We start from the raw sequence: 16,858 nt of genomic DNA on the forward strand, positions 1-16,858 counted from the left end.
TAGCCGCGCTGTCCGGACGGGTTCACGAGCCGAACGGGCCGTCGTCGGGCAGGCGCAGGTCGGGCTTGTCGAGCTCCTCGATGTTGACGTCCTTGAACGTCAGCACCCGGACGTTCTTGACGAACCGCGCCGGCCGGTACATGTCCCACACCCAGGCGTCGGACATGCGGACCTCGAAGTAGATCTCGCCGTCGGCGTTGCGCGGCGCGACGTCGACCGAGTTGGCCAGGTAGAAGCGCCGTTCGGTCTCCACGACGTAGGAGAACTGGGCGACGATGTCGCGGTACTCCTTGTAGAGCGTGAGCTCCATCTCGGTCTCGTACTTCTCGAGATCCTCGGCGCTCACGACGCAACCCCTCCCCCGGCGGCCACCACCGGGTCTTCCGACGGCGTGCTGGCCCCATTGTGGACCAGCACCGGTTCGCCTCTCGCAGCGGCGGCCGCTCCCGCGACGTTCACGAACGAGTAGCGGTGTTCCGCGCTCGGACCGTGGGCCGCGAGCGCGGCGTCGTGCACCGGCGTGCAGTAGCCCTTGTGCACGGCGAAACCGTACTGCGGCAGCCGCTCGTCGAGCTCGACCATGATCCGGTCCCTGGTCACCTTGGCCAGTACCGATGCCGCCGCGACGCACGCAGCGACCAGGTCGCCCTTGGGGACGGCCAGCGCGGGCGCACCGAAGCCGCGGACCGGGAAGCCGTCGGTCAGCACGTAGCCCGGACGCTGCGCGAGCCCGGCGACGGCGCGGCGCATCCCCTCGATGTTGGCGGCGTGCACGCCGCGGCGGTCGATCTCCCGCGGCGGGATGACGACGACCGACAGGTCCACGGCACGACGGGTGAGGAGCTCGAAGTACTCCTCGCGCGCCGCGGCGGTGAGCAGCTTGGAGTCGGTGAGGCCGGCGAGGCGCTGCGCGTCGCCGGGGCGCAGCACGCACGCCGCGACGACGAGCGGCCCGGCGCACGCGCCGCGACCGGCCTCGTCGACCCCCGCGACGGGACCCAGGCCGTGCCGGTGCAGCGTGCTCTGCAACGTCCAGTTGCCCGCGGAGCGCCGCACGACGGCCCGCTCCGGACGCCAGCCGTCGGCGGTCAGCGACGTCGAGGGGACGCGGCGACGGCCACGGCGGACGGGTGCCGCCACCGTCAGCGCCGCCGCAGCCGCCGGCGGCGGCGCGGGGACGGGAGGAACTCGTCGAGCTCGTCGGCCAGCCGGTTGCGCCACCGTCTGCCCGCGGCCAGCGGCAACGTGCCGACGAGGCCGAGGGCGAGCGGCGCGCCACCGCCCGCGCCCATCCCGACGGGTTCGGGCGACTGCGGGTCGGGCGAGGAGATCCAGCCGAACCGGTTGATCGGGAGGACCTTGAGCCGGGCCTTCCCGATGACGTTGGCGACCGGGACCGGACCGTGCCCGGTCGCGCGGGAGTCCGACGAGTTGTTGCGGCTGTCGCCCATCATCCACAGCTCGCCGTCGGGCACCGTGACCGGCCCGAACGGCACCTGCCGGGCCGGGCCGGCCTCGGGCAGGTAGTAGATGTAGGGCTCGTCGAGGGGCTTGCCGTTGACCATGACGCGGTTGCGGGAGTCGCAGCAGGAGACCGTCTGGCCGCCGGTGGCGATCACCCGCTTGACGAAGTCCTTCTCGTCGGGCGGCGCGAGCCCGATCAGTGAGCCGACCTGCTGCAGGCCGCGGACGAACGCGCTGCTGGGCACGGTGACCTGCTCGGTGCCCCAGCTGTCGGGGCCGCGGAAGACGACGACGTCGCCGGGCTCCGGGTCGGAGAACCGGTAGGTGATCTTGTCGACGAGTACGCGGTCGTTGTTGCAGCCGGTGCAGCCGTGCAGCGTGGTCTCCATCGAACCCGAGGGGATGACGTAGACCTTCGCGAGGAAGGTCTGGATCAGGAACGTCAGCAGCAGGGCGACGAGGATGAGGAGCGGCAGCTCCTTCCAGAACGACGTGCGGCGCCGGCGCCCGGACTTCGGCTTGCTCCCCTTCGGCCCGGCCTTCTCGTCGGCGAACGACGAGACCGGACGGCCGTCGGGCGACTCGCCCGCGCGCCGCCGGTGCCGCCCGGGCACCGCCGACGTCTCGGCCTCGGCGTCGCGCGCGGAGCCGCGCCCGCGGGTCGACGGCCGGTCGGCCGGGCGCTCGGTGGCGCGTTCGGGGCCACGGCCGCCGGTGCGGTCGGCAGCCTGCTCGTCCGGGCGCCGTGGCCGCCGTCGGGGCTCGGGCTCCGGCTCGTCCTCGTCGTCGGCCACCTCGTCGGTGACCACCTCGTCGATGACGTCGGTCTCGTCGGCGGCCAGCGGATCGTCGCGCAGGACAGGGCGCGGAGGCGGCCCCGGCGGGCGGGCGTCGGGGCGGCGGGGAGGCTGCAGCGGGCCGCCCTGGGGACGACCGTTGCCCTGCGGCGGGCCGACGGGCCGACGGGGCACCCCGTCGTACGGTTCGGGCCCTCGCCGTGGCGGCCGGCCGTCGGGGGCGCCCGGCCCCTGACCGGGGGGAACGCGGTCCGCACCCGGAGGAGGTCCGGGACGGTGCGCGGCGGGCGCGGGCGGTCCGACGTGGCGACCGTTGCCGTAGGGCGGCGTCCACCGAGGGTCGCCGACAGGAGCACGGCCGTCGCCGGGAGGCGGAGGCGGCGGATTCGCCGGTCCGTACCGTCGGGGCTGGGCCCGCCGGTCGTCGGGGAGCTCGGGAAGCGCCACACCCACGAGGCTACGTCACCGCCTGATCACCTGAGGGTGAGGTCGTGTCCACCACAGGGTGAGGTCACGACGCGTTCGGGGTCTCCCGCTTCTCCTTGATCTTCGCGGCCTTGCCGCGCAGGTCACGGAGGTAGTACAGCTTCGCCCGGCGGACATCCCCGCGGGTGAAGACCTCGATGCGGTCGAGGTTCGGGGAGTGCACCGGGAAGGTGCGCTCGACGCCGACGCCGAAGGAGACCTTGCGGACCGTGAAGGTCTCGCGGGCGCCCTCGCCGTGCCGGCGGATGACGACGCCCTGGAAGATCTGGACACGGGAGCGCGAGCCCTCGATGACCTTCACGTGCACCTTGAGCGTGTCGCCCGGCCGGAAGGCGGGGATGTCGGAACGCAGGTTCTGTGCGTCCAGTTCGTCAAGGGTGTTCATCGCGCAGGTCCGTCCTCGTCTGATTGCGGTCATGCAGGGGCGCCGCTCCACGCGACTGGGCTGGCGCCGGGCTGCCCCGACGCACGGGCCGGGGGCTGGCAACTCATCCATAGTGCCAGACGCCCTCGGCGCGGGTGAAACCGGTGGTCGTCAGGAGGGGTCCCGCGCACCGGCCGGCGGACCGGCGACGCCGGCCGGCAACGCCTCCAGCAGCGCGCGGTCGGCCTCGTCGAGCGCATCGGGGGGCAGGGCGGCGATCAGGTCCGGCCGCCGCTCGGCCGTGCGCTCGAGCGCCCGGTCGCGCCGCCAGCGGGCGATCGCGCCGTGGTTGCCGCTGCGGAGCACCTCGGGGACGGCGTGCCCGCGCCAGACCTCGGGACGGGTGTACGCCGGTCCCTCGAGCAGCCCGTCGGAGAACGAGTCCTCCGCGGCCGACCGTGGGTTGCCCAGGACCCCGGGCAGCAGCCGCGCCACCGCCTCGACGACGACGAGCACCGCCACCTCGCCCCCGACCAGGACGTAGTCGCCGATGCTGATCTCGTCGACCGGCATCGACGCCGCGTAGTGGTCGACGACCCGCTGGTCGATGCCCTCGTAGCGACCACATGCGAAGACCAGCCGCTCCTGCGCGGCGTAGGCGTGCGCCGCGGCCTGGGTGAACGGGCGCCCGGCAGGGGTGGGCACGACGAGCCGGGCGGGCCGCGGGTCGGCGGCGAGCACGTCGTCGAGCGCCTCGCCCCACACGTGCGGGCGCATGACCATGCCGGGGCCGCCGCCGTAGGGCGCGTCGTCGACGGCCTGGTGCACGTCGTGGGTCCAGTCGCGCAGGTCGTGCACCGCGATGTCGAGCAGCCCGGTCCCGACGGCCCGGCCCAGCAGCGCCTCGCGCAGAGGCGCAAGGTAGCCCGGGAAGATGGTCACCACGTCGATCCGCACCGCCGGGATCCTTCCATCCCGCCCGATGCCGGACAGGAGGAACCCGTGTCCGCGTTCTGGTCGACCGCAACGCAATGGGAGATGCTGCTGCCGCTCCTGCTGGCCACGGCGCTGACGACCGTGATCGGTCTGGAGCGCGAGGCGGGGGCCAAGAGCGCCGGGCTGCGCACGCACACCCTCGTCGGGGTCGGCTCGGCCGTGTTCATGCTGGTGTCGAAGTACGGCTTCTTCGACATGCTGGGCGCCGACCACGTGGCGCTCGACCCGTCACGGATCGCGGCGCAGATCGTCTCCGGGATCGGCTTCATCGGCGGCGGGCTGATCTTCGTGCGCAAGGACGCCGTCAGGGGGCTCACGACGGCCGCCACCGTGTGGCTGGCCGCTGCCGTCGGCATGGCCTGCGGGGCGGGCCTGCCCGTGCTCGCGCTCGCCGCGACGGCCGGGCACTTCCTCGTCACCCGCGGGTTCCCGCCGCTGGCGCGCGCGACCCACCGCCGTAGGCGCGAGCCGCCGACCCTGCGGTTGAGCTACACCGACGGCCGCGGCGTCCTGCGCACCGTGCTCACCGTCTGCACCGAGCGCGGCTTCACGGTGCAGGGACTCGAGATCGACCGCGAGTCCGTCACCGACGACGGGCAGCGGGTCGCCGCGGTGACCCTGAACCTGGCCGGCCGGGGCGACCTCACCGCGCTCGCCGGTGACGTGGCGGAGATGGCGGGCGTGCGCAGCACCGCGACCGGCCGCGACGAGGCGCCCGACGAGTGACGCGGGCAGCACGTCAGCCGCTCGCCTCGCCCGTCCCGGCGTCGGCGACCGCGACGCGCATGTCGTCGAGGGTGATGCCGCGGTGGACGAGGATGTCGTGGGCGGCACCCGTGCCGGAGTGCAGCAGGGCGAGCAGCAGGTGTTCGGTCCCGATGTGGCCGTGCTTGAGCCGGAGCGCCTCACGCAGCGAGAGCTCCATCACCTTCTTCGCCGTCGCGTGGAACGGGATGTGGCCGGTGCGGCGGCCGCGTTCCCTACGACCGGCCCGCGTGCGTTCGAGGGCCCCGGGACCGAACGCCTCCTCGGCCTGACGGCGGACCTCGTCGAGGTCGATGCCCAGCGTGGCGAGCGCGTCCGCGTCCACGACGGCGCCCGCGTCGGACCGCAGGGCGCTGACGTCGGCGACCACCTCCGCCCGGTCGACACCGCGCTCGGCCAGCAGGCGCAGCGCGATCGAGTCGGGCACGGAGTAGAGGCCCAGCAGCAGGTGCTCGGTCCGGATGGAACTCGCCCTCCGCTCGCGGGCCTCCTCCTGGGCGACGACGACCGCCCGCCGCGCGCCGCCGGTGAACCGTTCGAACACGTCCGTCTCCCTTCAGTACCCGTAGCGGCGGTACTTCTTGTGCACCGCCTGCTTGCTGACCTGTAGGACCTCGGCGATCTGCTGCCACGACCAGCCCTGGTCGCGGGCGTTGCGCACCTGCAGCTCCTCGAGGGACTCGAGCAGCCCCCGCAGGGAGGCCACCGCCACCAACCCGACGGCCGGGTCCCGGCTGGACGCCGCCGCCGCGACACTCGTCGCATCCGTCATGTCGTCAACCTACGTTGACGACAGACGTCGTGTCAACCTTGGTTGACGAAGCACGCACGAAGAAGGGCCCGTCCGGCTGGACGGGCCCTGTCACTTCCGGGCTCGGCGCTGCTCGCGCGGCGGCGCTCAGTCGTCGAGCAGGCCCTCGGGCGGGTCGAGCACGACGCGGCCGCCGTCCAGGTCGACGACCGGCACGATCGCCGTCACGAACGGGACGAGCGCGTCGGGCCGGGGTGGGCGGGCCAGGACGAGCAGCTCGCCACCCGGGCCGTGCGCGATCTCACGCACCGTGCCGACGACGCTGCCGTCGGCCAGCTCCGCACGCAGGCCCTCGAGCTGGTGGACGTGGAACTCCTCCGGATCGGCCGGCGGTGGCAGGGCGGCCGCGTCGACGAGCAGCCTGATGCCCCGCAACGCCTCGGCGGCCTCACGGTCGGACGCCTGCGCGAAGCGCACGAGCAGCCGGCCGGAATGCGGCCGCGAGGTCTCGACGGTCAGCACCCGCGGGGGCCCTGAGGAACCCGGGGCTGAGGAACCCGGGCCCGACGAACCCGGGGCCGACGAACCCGCCGGAAGCACGACGAGCTCGGCGCCGGGGGCGAACCGCTCCTCGGGGGAGTCGGTCCGCACCTCGACGACGAGCTCGCCACGAAGCCCGTGCGGCCGGACAATCACGCCGACCAGCAGCAGGGACGTGTTCGATCCGTTCGGCCCGGTGCTGCTCGACGCAGCGCTACCGGTCGGTGTCGACGACATCGACCCGCACGCCCCGGCCACCGATCCCGCCCATGACGGTGCGCAGCGCGGTGGCGGTGCGGCCACCGCGGCCGATCACCTTCCCGAGGTCCTCGGGGTGCACCCGGACCTCGAGGGTGCGGCCGCGCCGGTTCGTCACCAGGTCCACGCGCACGTCGTCCGGGTGGTCGACGATGCCGCGGACGAGGTGCTCGAGAGCGTCGGCCAGGACGCTCACGACTCGGTCGACTCAGCCTCGGCCGCGTCGGCCTCCTCGGCCTTCGCGCGCTTGTCGGACTTCTTCCGCGGCGTGGTGGCCTCGGTCGTCGGCTCCTCGCCCGCGGCCGCGAGGGCGGCCTGGAACAGCGCGAGCTTGTCGGGCTTCTCGGCCTGCGGCTTGAGCGTGCCCTCGGTGCCGGGCAGACCCTTGAACTTCTGCCAGTCGCCGGTGATCTCGAGCAGGTGCTGGACCGACTCGGTCGGCTGCGCGCCGACACCCAGCCAGTACTGCGCACGCTCGGAGTCGATCTCGATCAGGCTCGGCTCGTTCTTCGGGTGGTACTTGCCGATCGTCTCGATCGCCCGCCCGCTACGCCGGGTGCGGGCATCGGCGACGACGACGCGGTAGTACGGCTGACGGATCTTTCCCAGCCTCATCAGCTTGATCTTGACGGCCACGCTTCCAACTACTCCTCGCGGATCGGTGCTGCTGCAGTGAGTCCGCGCGGCTCGCGTGGGGTACGGGCTGCGCTTCACTCGAGGTCTCAGGCCGCGACACGGATGAGAGGGCCGGTCACGGAACCGACTGGTCATTCTGCCAGATGACCCGGCGCAGGCCGAACCCGAGGCCGCCCGGGCCGTCAGGTGGTGCCCGGGAGCGTCCCCAGCAGTGAGAGCGCGAGGGCGAGCGCGGGCAGCAGGTTGTTGATCTGGTGCGCGACGATGCTCGCCGTGATGGTGCCGGTCACGGCCCTGGCGAGCCCGATCGGGATCGCGACGACGAGCAGCAGCGGCGTGCGGGTGAACTCGAAGTGCGCCAGCGCGAAGATGATCGTCGTGAGCGCGAAGGCGAGCCACCGGTTCGCGCCGTGCTTCTCCGTCGCACCCCACAGCAGTCCGCGGTAGACGATCTCCTCGCAGATCGGCCCGACGAGCGCCACGAGCAGGAACACCAGGACGGCCTGCGCGGGCGTCGCGCGGAGGTGCTCGAACACGTCGCCGACCGCCGAGTTGGCGTTCTCCGCCCCGACGATCGCGATGTAGACCAGGGACGCGGGCACCGTGAGCAACAGGCCGCCGATGCCGAACAGCGCACCGATCCCGACGTCGCGCCACGACCACCGCAGCGCCAGGTCGATCTTCGGGCCGTTGCCGCGGACCTTCGTGGCGACGATCGCGACGGTGGCCGAGCAGATCGTCGGGACGCCGAGCAGGACCGCGAGGGTGCCGACGCCCGGCGCCGTCCCCGCCGTGATCAGCACTGCGCCGAGCAGGGCCGAGACCCCGAGGAAGACGGCCTCGGCAAGGAGGTAGGCGGGAAAACCCCAGCGGTGGGGTGCCCGGGGTGGCGGACCGCTCGCGACGGCCGGCGCCCCGCCGTGGGGACCCGGCGGATACGGGGGTGGGCCGGGGTGCGGCCCCCAGGGCCCGCCCGGCCGCCCCGGGAACGGCTGTCCCGGCGACCCCTGTCCCAACCGCTGTCCCGACGACGGCCGGCCCGGCGGCGGACCGCCCCGGTACGGCGGCGGTGCGCCGGGGAACGGTCCCACGGGTGGCGGGCCGATCACGCCCGGCCCGGGGCGCGGCGGCTCGGCCCGACCGGGCTGGACGGGACCGGGATCCGCCGGGGCGGAGTGGGGATCGGCCGCCGACGGCTCCCCCGCGGACGAGGGCTGTGGCGGCGTCGGGTCGGGCGCGGGCGCCGCGTGCTCGTGGTCGCTGTCCGTCGGGACCGACGGGCCGGACCCCGCGGCGGCGTTGCCGCCGGATACCGGGACGCCGGGCGCAGAGACACCGGACAGCGGGACGCCGGGCACGGGGGCTCCGGGCTCAGCGAATCCGGGCTCGGCGACTCCGGGCTCGGCGACTCCGGGCTCGGCGACTCCGGGCTCAGGGACTCCGGGCTCGGCGACCCCGGACACGGGAACGCCGGACACGGGAACGCCGGACACGGGAACGCCAGCAGATACCGGGACGTCGGGTGCCTGGACGTCGGATACCTGGACGTCGGATACCGGGAGATCCGGCGCGGGAACCTCGGGTGCCGGGACGTCGACCGGGACGTCGGGTACCGGGACGTCGGGCTCGCGCGTCGGGTCGCCCTCCGGTGATCGCACACGACGACGCTACCTGCGTGCGCCCCACCGGGTCGGCCGCCCGACCCCGATGCCCGATTGCTCCCCGTGCGCGTGCCGGCTCAGGCCGCGGCGTACACCACGCGTCCGCGCAGCATGATCAGCGCGGGCTCCCGGACGGTGCCGAGGTCGGCGCGCGGATCGGCGCGGTAGACGACGAGGTCGGCGGGCGCGCCGGGGGTCAGCCCGGGGCGTCCCAACCACTCGCGGGCGGCCCAGGAGGCCGCGCCCAGCGGGTCGGGATGTCCGGCGGCGGCGAGCGCGGCGATCTCGTCGGCGATGCGGCCGTGCCGGATGCCGCCGCCCGCGTCGGTGCCCGCGAAGACGGGCACCCCTGCCTCCGCGGCGCGGCGCACGACGTCGGCCGCGGTGCGGTGCAGGTCGCGCATGTGTGCCGCGTACGCCGGGTACCGGGAGGCGCGGTCGGCGATCGACGGGAACGTGTCGACGTTGATCAGCGTCGGCACCAGCGCGGTCCCCCGGCGGGCCATCTCGTCGATCAGCTCGTCGGTGAGGCCGGTGCCGTGCTCGATGCAGTCGATCCCCGCGCCGATCAGCCCGGGCAGGGCCGTGGTGCCGAAGACGTGCGCGGTGACCCTGGCGCCCGCGTCGTGCGCGACACGGATGGCCTCGGCGAGCACGTCGTCGGGCCAGAGCGGGGCGAGGTCGCCCTCGGCTCGGTCGATCCAGTCGCCGACGAGCTTGACCCAGCCGTCGCCCGCCGCGGCCTGCTCGGCGACGGCCTCGGGCAGCAGCGCGGGATCGTCGAGGTCGACGGACACCCCCGAGATGTAGCGCTTCGGCCTGGCCAGGTGGCGGGCGGCCCGGATGATCTCGGGCAGGTCGACGCGGGCCTGCAGCGGCGTGGTGTCGACCGGCGAGCCGCAGTCGCGGATCAGCAGCGTGCCGTGGTCGCGGTCGGTGGTCGCCTGGGCGGCGGCCTCGTCGAGCGTCGTGGCGCCCTCGGCGTCGAGCCCGACGTGGCAGTGCGCGTCGACGAGGCCGGGCAGGATCCACCCGCCGTCGACCAGCGTCTCCGCCCCGGCCGAGCCCTCCTCGACGATCCGGCCGTCGCCACCGACGAGGATCTCGCCGGTCTCGCCGTCGGGCAGCAGCACACCCCGCAGCCGGTAGCCGGCGGCGGGCACCCCTGCGGCCGTCACGGCTTCTTCTTGCCGAAGTTCAGCTTCGACGGGTCGAACCCGGGCGGCAGCTGGTCGAGTCCACCGAGCCCGGGCGGCAGCTGCTGCAGGCTCGACGGCAGCTGCGACATGTCCGGCATCCCGACGGGCCGGCGAGCCTGCGTCGGGCCCTTGCGGCCCTTGGCGTTCTTCTTGCCCTTGCGGGTCTTCGACTGCCGGCGGCCACCGCCGCCGAAGCCGAACTGGCCCGCCATCGCCTTCATCTGCTTGCGGGCTTCGAAGAACCGGTTGACCAGGTCGTTCACGTCGCTCACGGTGACGCCCGAGCCGTTGGCGATCCGGAGCCGCCGGGACCCGTTGATGATCTTCGGGTTCTCCCGCTCGGCCGGGGTCATACCGCGGATGATCGCCTGCAGCTTGTCGAGCTGCTTGTCGTCGACCTGGGCCAGCGCCTCCTTCATCTGCGCCGAGTTGGCGCCGGGGAGCATGCCCAGGATGTTGCCGATCGGCCCCATCTTGCGGATCGCGAGCATCTGGTCGAGGAAGTCCTCGAGGGTGAGCTCGCCGCTGCCGATCTTGTCGGCGGTCGCCTGCGCCTTCTCGGCGTCGAAGACCTGCTCGGCCTGCTCGATGAGGGTCAGCAGGTCGCCCATCCCGAGGATGCGCGAGGCCATCCGGTCGGGGTGGAAGACGTCGAAGTCCTCGAGCTTCTCGCCGTTGGACGCGAAGAGGATCGGCTGCCCGGTGACCTCGCGGACCGACAGCGCGGCACCACCGCGGGCGTCGCCGTCGAGCTTCGTGAGCACGACGCCGCTGAAGCCGACGCCGTCGCGGAACGCCTCGGCCGTCGCGACGGCGTCCTGACCGATCATCGCGTCGACGACGAACAGCGTCTCGTCGGGGCGGACCGCGTCGCGGATGTCGGAGGCCTGCTGCATGAGCTCGGCGTCGACACCCAGCCGGCCCGCGGTGTCGACGATGACGATGTCGTACATCTTGTCGCGGGCGTGCGCGACGCCCCGGCGGGCGACGTCGACCGGGTCGCCCACACCGTTGCCGGGCTCGGGCGCGAACGTGGTGACGCCCGCGCGCTCGCCGACGATCTGCAGCTGGTTGACGGCATTGGGGCGCTGCAGGTCGCAGGCCACGAGCAGCGGCGTGTGGCCCTGCCCCTTGAGCCAGCGGGCGAGCTTGCCCGCGAGCGTCGTCTTACCGGAACCCTGCAGACCCGCGAGCATGATGACGCTCGGCGGCTCCTTGGCCAGCGCGATCCGCCGGGTCTCGCCGCCGAGGACCGCGATGAGCTCCTCGTTGACGATCTTGACGACCTGCTGCGCCGGGTTCAGCGCCTGGGACACCTCCGCGCCCTTGGCGCGCTCCTTGATCCGGGCGATGAACGCGCGCACGACCGGTAGCGCGACGTCCGCCTCGAGCAGGGCGATGCGAATCTCGCGGGCGGTGGCGTCGATGTCGGCCTCGGAGAGCCGGCCCTTGCCACGGAGACCGGCGAGCGCCGTACCGAGTCGATCGGAGAGGGTGTCGAACACCCCTCCGAGCCTACTTGGGCCCGACAGCGGGCGTCGTGTCCACCCGCAGGCCACGCCCGGTGTCGGTGCGGTCGGGCACCCGGACCGACGCCCAACCGTCGTCGACCTCGCCGCGGCGCAGCCGTCCGGCCGGCCCGTCGGCGGCCGCGACGTGCCGGTCGAACGCCTCGGGCCGCACCGTCCGGCCGCGGGCACGCTGGCCGCGCAGCGCCTGGGTGGGCTCGGCGTCCCGCTCCGTCCACTCGTTCCGTGAGTCACGACCCCGCGCGCAGCGGGGGCCGTGCCGAGGGTCGTGCCGGGGGTCGTGGCGGGGCCGTGAGCGGCGATGGCCGCTCAGGCACAGGTCGCACCGGCGACCATCGGCGCTCACGGTCAGACGGCGTCGGGGCCCCGCTCGCCGGTCCGCACGCGCACCACCGTCTCGACGCGCGTCACCCAGATCTTGCCGTCGCCGATCTTGCCCGTCCGCGCGCCCGCCACGACGGCGTCGATCACGCGGTCGGCGAACTCGTCGTCGACCAGCACCTCGATGCGCAGCTTGGGGACGAAGTCGACGGAGTACTCCGCGCCGCGGTAGACCTCCGTGTGCCCCTTCTGCCGGCCGAAGCCCTGGGCCTCGGAGACCGTCATGCCGAGCACGCCCGCCCGCTCGAGCTGCGCCTGGACGTCGGCGAGCTGGAACGGCTTGACGATCGCGGTCACGAGCATCATCGGGGGCCCTCCGGGGACGGTCGGGCCGCGGCGGTGCCCGCCGCGGTCAGTACCGCATGCTCCACGGCGGTGCGCAGCGGCGTGGGAAGGGCCCCACCCGGGCCCGGCCCCGACACCCCGAAGGAGTCGACGACCGACGCGCCGAGCGTCGAGACGCGGGCCCAGCGCAGGTCCAGCCCGCACTCCTGCTCCAGCGCCGCGGCGACGCGGTGCAGCAGCCCGATCCGGTCCGTCCCGCGCAGCTCCAGTACCACGACACCGGACGACTCGTCGTCGAACCAGAGCACCCGCGGGGGCGCCGACGACTCCGGATCCGGGTTGGCCGGGGCGTAGTCACGTTCCTTGCGCGCCAACGCGTCGGGCAACGACAGCGCGCCCGACGCGACGCGCGCGAGATCGCTGCGGACCAACGCCGGGTCGGGCATCCCGCCGAACCGCGGGGACACGGTGAACTCGTGCACGACGACCTCGCCCGCCTCGCCGTCCACCGAGTGGATCTCGGCGGCGTGCACCTCCAGCGAGTGCAGCGCGAGCACCCCGGCGGCCGCGGCGAGGGTGCCGGGTCCGTGCGGCATCGCGACCACGACCGACGCGGGCTTGTCGCCGCTGATGCTGACGTGCGGTTTCCCGTCGTCGCGGGTCGCCGCGGCCAGCGCGAGTCCCTCCTCGCCCAGCGCCCCCGGCCGCGGCAGCGGCTCCCCCGCCATCAGCGCACGGGCCCGGGCGGTGAGATCGCCGACGAGCCGCTGCTTCCACGGGCTCCACACGCCCGGTCCGGTGGCCAGCGAGTCGGCCTCGGCCAGCGCGGCGAGCAGGTCGAGCAGCAGCGGGCTCCCGCCGAGGGTCTCGACGACGCGTTCGATCGTCGCGGGGTCGTCGAGGTCGCGACGCGTCGCGGTGTGCGGCAGCAGGAGGTGGTGGCGGACCATCTCCCCCAGCACCTCGACGTCGGCCTCCGGCAGCCCGAGCCGGTGCCCGACCTGCCGCGCCAGCGAGGCCCCGACGACGGAGTGGTCGGCACCGCGGCCCTTGCCGATGTCGTGCAGCAGGGACCCCACGAGCAGCAGGTCGGGGCGGGCGACGCGCGTCGTCAGGCGGGCGGCGTGCGCGCAGGCCTCGACCAGGTGCCGGTCGACGGTCCAGACGTGCGCCCGGTCGCGCGGCGGCAGGTCGCGCACAGCGCCCCACTCCGGGAAGAGCCGTCCCCACAGCCCGGTGCGGTCCATCGCCTCGACGACGTCGACCATCCCGCGGCCCGACCCCAGCAGCGACAGCAGCTCGCCGACCGCCTCCCGCGGCCACGGCTCGCGCAGCTCGGGCGCGGTCTCCGACAGCCGGTGCAACGTCGACGCGGCGACCGGCAGGCCGGTCCGCGCGGCCGTCGCGGCCACCCGCAGCACCAGCGCGGGGTCGCGCGCCGCGCTGGCGTCGCGGGCCAGCGCGACCTCGCCGAGGTGCTCGACGACGCCCGAGTCCAACGGACGGCGCACCGGCGGTCGGCGCAGCGCCGCGAGCCCCCGCCTCGGCAGTGCCGCCCGCGCCGAGCGCAGACCGACCTCGGCGGAGAACGCCACGGCCCGCGCGGCCCCGGACAGGGCCCTGGCCAGGTCGAACCGGTCGCCCAGGTCCAGCACGCTCGCGACCTCGTCGGCGTCCTGGGCGCGCAGCACGTCACGCGCGCGTCCCGCGAGGCGGTGCAGCTCGGTGCGGACGTCGAGCAGCAGCAGGCGCGCCGCGACGACGTCGGCCGCGGGCCGGTCGAGCAGCTGGGCGGCGGCGAGCGCGTCGACGAGCTGGATGTCGCGCAGCCCGCCGTGCCCGTTCTTCAGGTCCGGCTCGACGCGGTGCGCGACCTCGCCGTTGCGCCGCCAGCGCTCGGTGGCGCCGTCGGCGATCTCGTCGAAGCGGCCGCGGATGCCCGACCGCCAGGCGTTGCGCACCGCGGTCCGCACCGTGTCGGTGAGTCCCGGATCGCCGGCGATGTGCCGTAGCTCCAGCAGGCCGAAGGCGGCCCGCAGGTCGGTGGCCGCGACCTGGACGGCCTGGCCGGGAGTGCGCACCGAGTGGTCGAGGCCGATCCCGGCGTCCCACAGCGGGTACCAGATCTGCTCGGCCAGCCGATCGACGCCCGTGCGGGCCTCGTGCAGCAGGACGAGGTCGAGATCGGAGTACGGGGCGAGCTCACGGCGGCCCAGTGCCCCCACCGCGGCGAGCGCGATCCCCGATCCGGCGCCGCCGATGCCGATGGCCGCGGCGCGGCCCGCGAGCCAGAAGTCGTGCAGGTCGACCAGCGCGGTGCGCAGCGCCTCGGGCGCCAGCCGCCGTCTCCCGTCGACCGGGTCGAGCAGCACCGCCCGCGCCTTGACCAGGTCCTCCGCCGACGTGGACCCTGCCGTCACCACTGCGCGCCCCCCGAGGCGTCGTCCTGCCCGTGGCGTGTCACGGGACCCTGTTCCCCCACGACACGATCGCGGGTCTTGCTCCGTCGTCCCCCGGGGCGCCTGCCTCGGGGCCGTTCGTCTGCCGGGCCGTCTCCAGCCGCGACACCCATACCTTGCCGTCGCCGATGCGCCCGGACCGAGCCGCCCGGACGACGGCGTCGACGACCTCGTCGGCCACCGCGTCGTCCACGACGACCTCGACCCGCACCTTCGGCACGAAGTCCAGCCGGTAGTCCGCCCCGCGGTAGACCTCGGTGTGGCCGCGCTGGCGGCCGAACCCGGAGACCTCCGTGACCGTCGCCGACTCCACCCCGAGCGCGGCGAGCGCCGCCCGGACGTCGTCGAGCGCGAACGGTTTGACGACGGCCGTCACGAGCTGCATTTCCCTCCTCCAACAACCCGCCCCGACGGCCCCGAGGCCCGCCGCTGTACTCCGCGACGGGCCCCGGGGCATTCGGGCTGCTAGATGGCGTCGGCGCCGCGCTCGCCGGTGCGGACCCGGACGATCGACTCGACCGGCGTCGTCCAGACCTTGCCGTCACCGATCTTGCCGGTGCGGGCCGACTCGATCACCGCGTCGACGACCTTCTCCGCCAGCGCGTCGTCGGCGACGACCTCGACCCGGACCTTGGGCACGAAGTCCACCGAGTACTCCGCACCGCGGTAGACCTCGGTGTGGCCCTTCTGCCGGCCGTAGCCCTGGACCTCGCTGACCGTCATGCCGAGCACGCCGATCTGCTCCAGCGCGCCCTTCACGTCCTCCAGCACGAACGGCTTGATGATCGCCGTGACCAGCTTCATCGTCAGCTCTCCTTACCGGCGCCTGCGGGAACGGCAGCCGAGACGGTCGCCGCGTCGGGACGCGGGGTGCCCAGGCCGCCGCCACCGCGCAGACCCGCGAGGTCGTAGCCCGTCTCCGCGTGCTCGGTCTCGTCGAGACCCTGGACCTCGTCCTCGGCCGTGGCACGCAGACCGAAGATCGCCTTGACGATGAACGCGATGACCAGGCTCAGCACGAAGCTGTAGATCATCACCGCGAACCCGCCGACCGCCTGCCGCCACAGCTGGTCGAGACCGCCGCCGTAGAACAGGCCGTCGACACCCGCGGGGGCCGACGAGGTGGCGAACAAGCCGACCAGCAGGGTGCCCGCGAGACCACCGATCATGTGGACGCCGACGACGTCGAGCGAGTCGTCGAAGCCCAGCCGGTACTTGAGGCCGACCGCCAGGGCACACACGACGCCGGCAATGGCACCGACGGCGATCGCGCCGAGCGGCGACACCGACGAACAGGACGGCGTGATCGCGACGAGGCCCGCGACGATGCCGGACGCGGCACCGAGGCTGGTGGGCTTGCCGTCGCGGAAGCGCTCGACCAGCAGCCAGGCGAGCATCGCGGCCGAGGTCGCGACCAGCGTGTTGACGAACGTGATGCCCGCGACCGCGTTCGAGCCGACCGCCGAACCGGCGTTGAACCCGAACCAGCCGAACCACAGCAGCCCGGCGCCGAGCATGACCAGCGTCAGGTTGTGCGGACGCATCGGCTCCTTGGGCCAGCCGCGGCGCTTGCCGAGGACCAGGCAGAGCGCGAGACCCGCGGCACCGGCGTTGATGTGGACCGCGGTACCACCCGCGAAGTCGACCGCCTTCAGCGTGTTGGCGATCCAGCCACCCTTCTCGGCGGTGACGCCGTCGAAGGAGAACACCCAGTGCGCGACCGGGAAGTACACGATCGTCGCCCACAGGCCCGCGAAGACCAGCCACGGACCGAACCGGAGACGATCGGCGGCGGCACCCGAGATCAGGGCGACCGTGATGATCGCGAACATCCCCTGGAAGGCGACGAACACCGTCGCGGGGATCGTGCCGACGAGCGGGACCTCGACCGGCGGTCCGCCCGCCGCCTCGAGATACGTCCCGCCGAACAGGCCCTTGAGGCCCGCGTACTGCGCCGGGTTGCCGAGCAGGCCGGCGCCGACGTCATTGCCGAAGGCCATGGAGTAGCCGTAGAGCACCCAGAGCACCCCGACGATGCCGAGCGAGGAGATGCTCATCATCATCATGTTCAGGACGCTCTTGCTGCGGACCATGCCGCCGTAGAAGAACGCCAGTCCGGGTGTCATGAGCAGCACCAGCGCGGAGCTGGCGAGCATCCATGCGGTATCGCCGGTGTCAGGCACGGAACTCCCTCCCGTCTACGCCGCTCGTAGTGCGGCAGGTGCGGGAATACTCGGATCGCCGTGTTTCACCGGGAGCCGCCGTACGTTTCGGCGCGGTGAACGGA

At 73.8% G+C, this 16,858-nt stretch carries 20 protein-coding genes; 1 reads left to right on the plus strand and 19 read right to left on the minus strand.

The window, feature by feature from the left end:
- Positions 1-22 precede the first annotated feature (22 nt).
- The 5 genes from PSED_RS23820 to trmD all read right to left on the minus strand — a co-directional run bounded on the left by PSED_RS23820 (position 23) and on the right by trmD (position 4,068).
- Positions 23-346, minus strand: coding sequence for a DUF2469 domain-containing protein (locus tag PSED_RS23820; RefSeq protein ID WP_013676795.1), 324 nt, complete (start codon positions 344-346; stop codon positions 23-25).
- Complete coding sequence (locus tag PSED_RS23825; protein WP_041762198.1) at positions 343-1,092, minus strand: ribonuclease HII; 750 nt, start codon at positions 1,090-1,092, stop codon at positions 343-345. Before PSED_RS23825 ends, PSED_RS23820 begins: the two co-directional genes overlap by 4 nt.
- A gap of 50 nt (positions 1,093-1,142) precedes the next feature.
- The gene (lepB, locus tag PSED_RS23830; RefSeq protein ID WP_013676797.1) at positions 1,143-2,435 is read right to left on the minus strand and encodes a signal peptidase I; all 1,293 of its coding nucleotides are present in this window, start codon (positions 2,433-2,435) and stop codon (positions 1,143-1,145) included.
- A 337-nt stretch (positions 2,436-2,772) separates the two neighbouring features.
- The gene (gene rplS, locus PSED_RS23835; RefSeq protein ID WP_013676798.1) at positions 2,773-3,132 is read right to left on the minus strand and encodes a 50S ribosomal protein L19; all 360 of its coding nucleotides are present in this window, start codon (positions 3,130-3,132) and stop codon (positions 2,773-2,775) included.
- 150 nt (positions 3,133-3,282) lie between these two features.
- Complete coding sequence (gene trmD, locus PSED_RS23840; protein WP_013676799.1) at positions 3,283-4,068, minus strand: tRNA (guanosine(37)-N1)-methyltransferase TrmD; 786 nt, start codon at positions 4,066-4,068, stop codon at positions 3,283-3,285.
- 45 nt (positions 4,069-4,113) lie between these two features.
- Here trmD and PSED_RS23845 point away from each other — a divergent pair, with 45 nt between their 5' ends.
- Positions 4,114-4,833: an MgtC/SapB family protein gene (locus PSED_RS23845; protein ID WP_013676800.1), complete on the plus strand. Its 720-nt coding sequence runs from the start codon at positions 4,114-4,116 to the stop codon at positions 4,831-4,833.
- A 13-nt stretch (positions 4,834-4,846) separates the two neighbouring features.
- Here PSED_RS23845 and PSED_RS23850 read toward each other — a convergent pair whose 3' ends face one another.
- From PSED_RS23850 to PSED_RS23915, 14 genes are all read right to left on the minus strand, one after another.
- Positions 4,847-5,416, minus strand: coding sequence for a Clp protease N-terminal domain-containing protein (locus PSED_RS23850; protein WP_013676801.1), 570 nt, complete (start codon positions 5,414-5,416; stop codon positions 4,847-4,849).
- 12 nt (positions 5,417-5,428) lie between these two features.
- Entirely contained in the window at positions 5,429-5,644 is a 216-nt protein-coding gene (locus tag PSED_RS23855; protein WP_013676802.1) for a helix-turn-helix domain-containing protein, read from the minus strand.
- 126 nt (positions 5,645-5,770) lie between these two features.
- Positions 5,771-6,421 carry a ribosome maturation factor RimM gene (gene rimM, locus PSED_RS23860; RefSeq protein ID WP_013676803.1) on the minus strand — a complete coding sequence of 217 codons (651 nt, stop codon included), beginning with the start codon at positions 6,419-6,421 and terminating at the stop codon, positions 5,771-5,773.
- Complete coding sequence (locus PSED_RS23865) at positions 6,378-6,617, minus strand: RNA-binding protein (RefSeq protein WP_013676804.1); 240 nt, start codon at positions 6,615-6,617, stop codon at positions 6,378-6,380. The genes rimM and PSED_RS23865 overlap by 44 nt, the downstream gene beginning before the upstream one ends.
- Entirely contained in the window at positions 6,614-7,057 is a 444-nt protein-coding gene (gene rpsP / locus PSED_RS23870; protein ID WP_013676805.1) for a 30S ribosomal protein S16, read from the minus strand. Before rpsP ends, PSED_RS23865 begins: the two co-directional genes overlap by 4 nt.
- Positions 7,058-7,239: 182 nt before the next feature.
- Positions 7,240-7,860 carry a CPBP family intramembrane glutamic endopeptidase gene (locus PSED_RS23875; RefSeq protein WP_202946309.1) on the minus strand — a complete coding sequence of 207 codons (621 nt, stop codon included), beginning with the start codon at positions 7,858-7,860 and terminating at the stop codon, positions 7,240-7,242.
- Positions 7,861-8,795: 935 nt separating this feature from the next.
- Positions 8,796-9,896 carry an amidohydrolase family protein gene (locus PSED_RS23880; protein WP_013676807.1) on the minus strand — a complete coding sequence of 367 codons (1,101 nt, stop codon included), beginning with the start codon at positions 9,894-9,896 and terminating at the stop codon, positions 8,796-8,798.
- Positions 9,893-11,422, minus strand: coding sequence for a signal recognition particle protein (gene ffh, locus PSED_RS23885; RefSeq protein WP_013676808.1), 1,530 nt, complete (start codon positions 11,420-11,422; stop codon positions 9,893-9,895). The genes PSED_RS23880 and ffh overlap by 4 nt, the downstream gene beginning before the upstream one ends.
- Positions 11,423-11,432: 10 nt before the next feature.
- Positions 11,433-11,792, minus strand: a complete 360-nt coding sequence (locus tag PSED_RS23890; RefSeq protein WP_013676809.1) for a hypothetical protein — start codon at positions 11,790-11,792, stop codon at positions 11,433-11,435.
- 2 nt (positions 11,793-11,794) lie between these two features.
- On the minus strand, positions 11,795-12,133 hold the full coding sequence (locus PSED_RS23895; protein WP_013676810.1) for a P-II family nitrogen regulator: 339 nt from the start codon (positions 12,131-12,133) through the stop codon (positions 11,795-11,797).
- Positions 12,130-14,535 carry a [protein-PII] uridylyltransferase gene (locus PSED_RS23900; RefSeq protein WP_013676811.1) on the minus strand — a complete coding sequence of 802 codons (2,406 nt, stop codon included), beginning with the start codon at positions 14,533-14,535 and terminating at the stop codon, positions 12,130-12,132. The genes PSED_RS23895 and PSED_RS23900 overlap by 4 nt, the downstream gene beginning before the upstream one ends.
- A 37-nt stretch (positions 14,536-14,572) precedes the next feature.
- Positions 14,573-14,956, minus strand: coding sequence for a P-II family nitrogen regulator (locus PSED_RS23905; protein WP_013676812.1), 384 nt, complete (start codon positions 14,954-14,956; stop codon positions 14,573-14,575).
- An 80-nt stretch (positions 14,957-15,036) separates the two neighbouring features.
- Complete coding sequence (locus PSED_RS23910) at positions 15,037-15,375, minus strand: P-II family nitrogen regulator (RefSeq protein WP_013676813.1); 339 nt, start codon at positions 15,373-15,375, stop codon at positions 15,037-15,039.
- A gap of 2 nt (positions 15,376-15,377) precedes the next feature.
- The gene (locus tag PSED_RS23915) at positions 15,378-16,754 is read right to left on the minus strand and encodes an ammonium transporter (RefSeq protein WP_013676814.1); all 1,377 of its coding nucleotides are present in this window, start codon (positions 16,752-16,754) and stop codon (positions 15,378-15,380) included.
- Positions 16,755-16,858 lie beyond the last annotated feature (104 nt).

The organism is Pseudonocardia benzenivorans CB1190 (assembly GCF_000196675.2).
GTDB lineage: Bacteria > Actinomycetota > Actinomycetes > Mycobacteriales > Pseudonocardiaceae > Pseudonocardia > Pseudonocardia benzenivorans.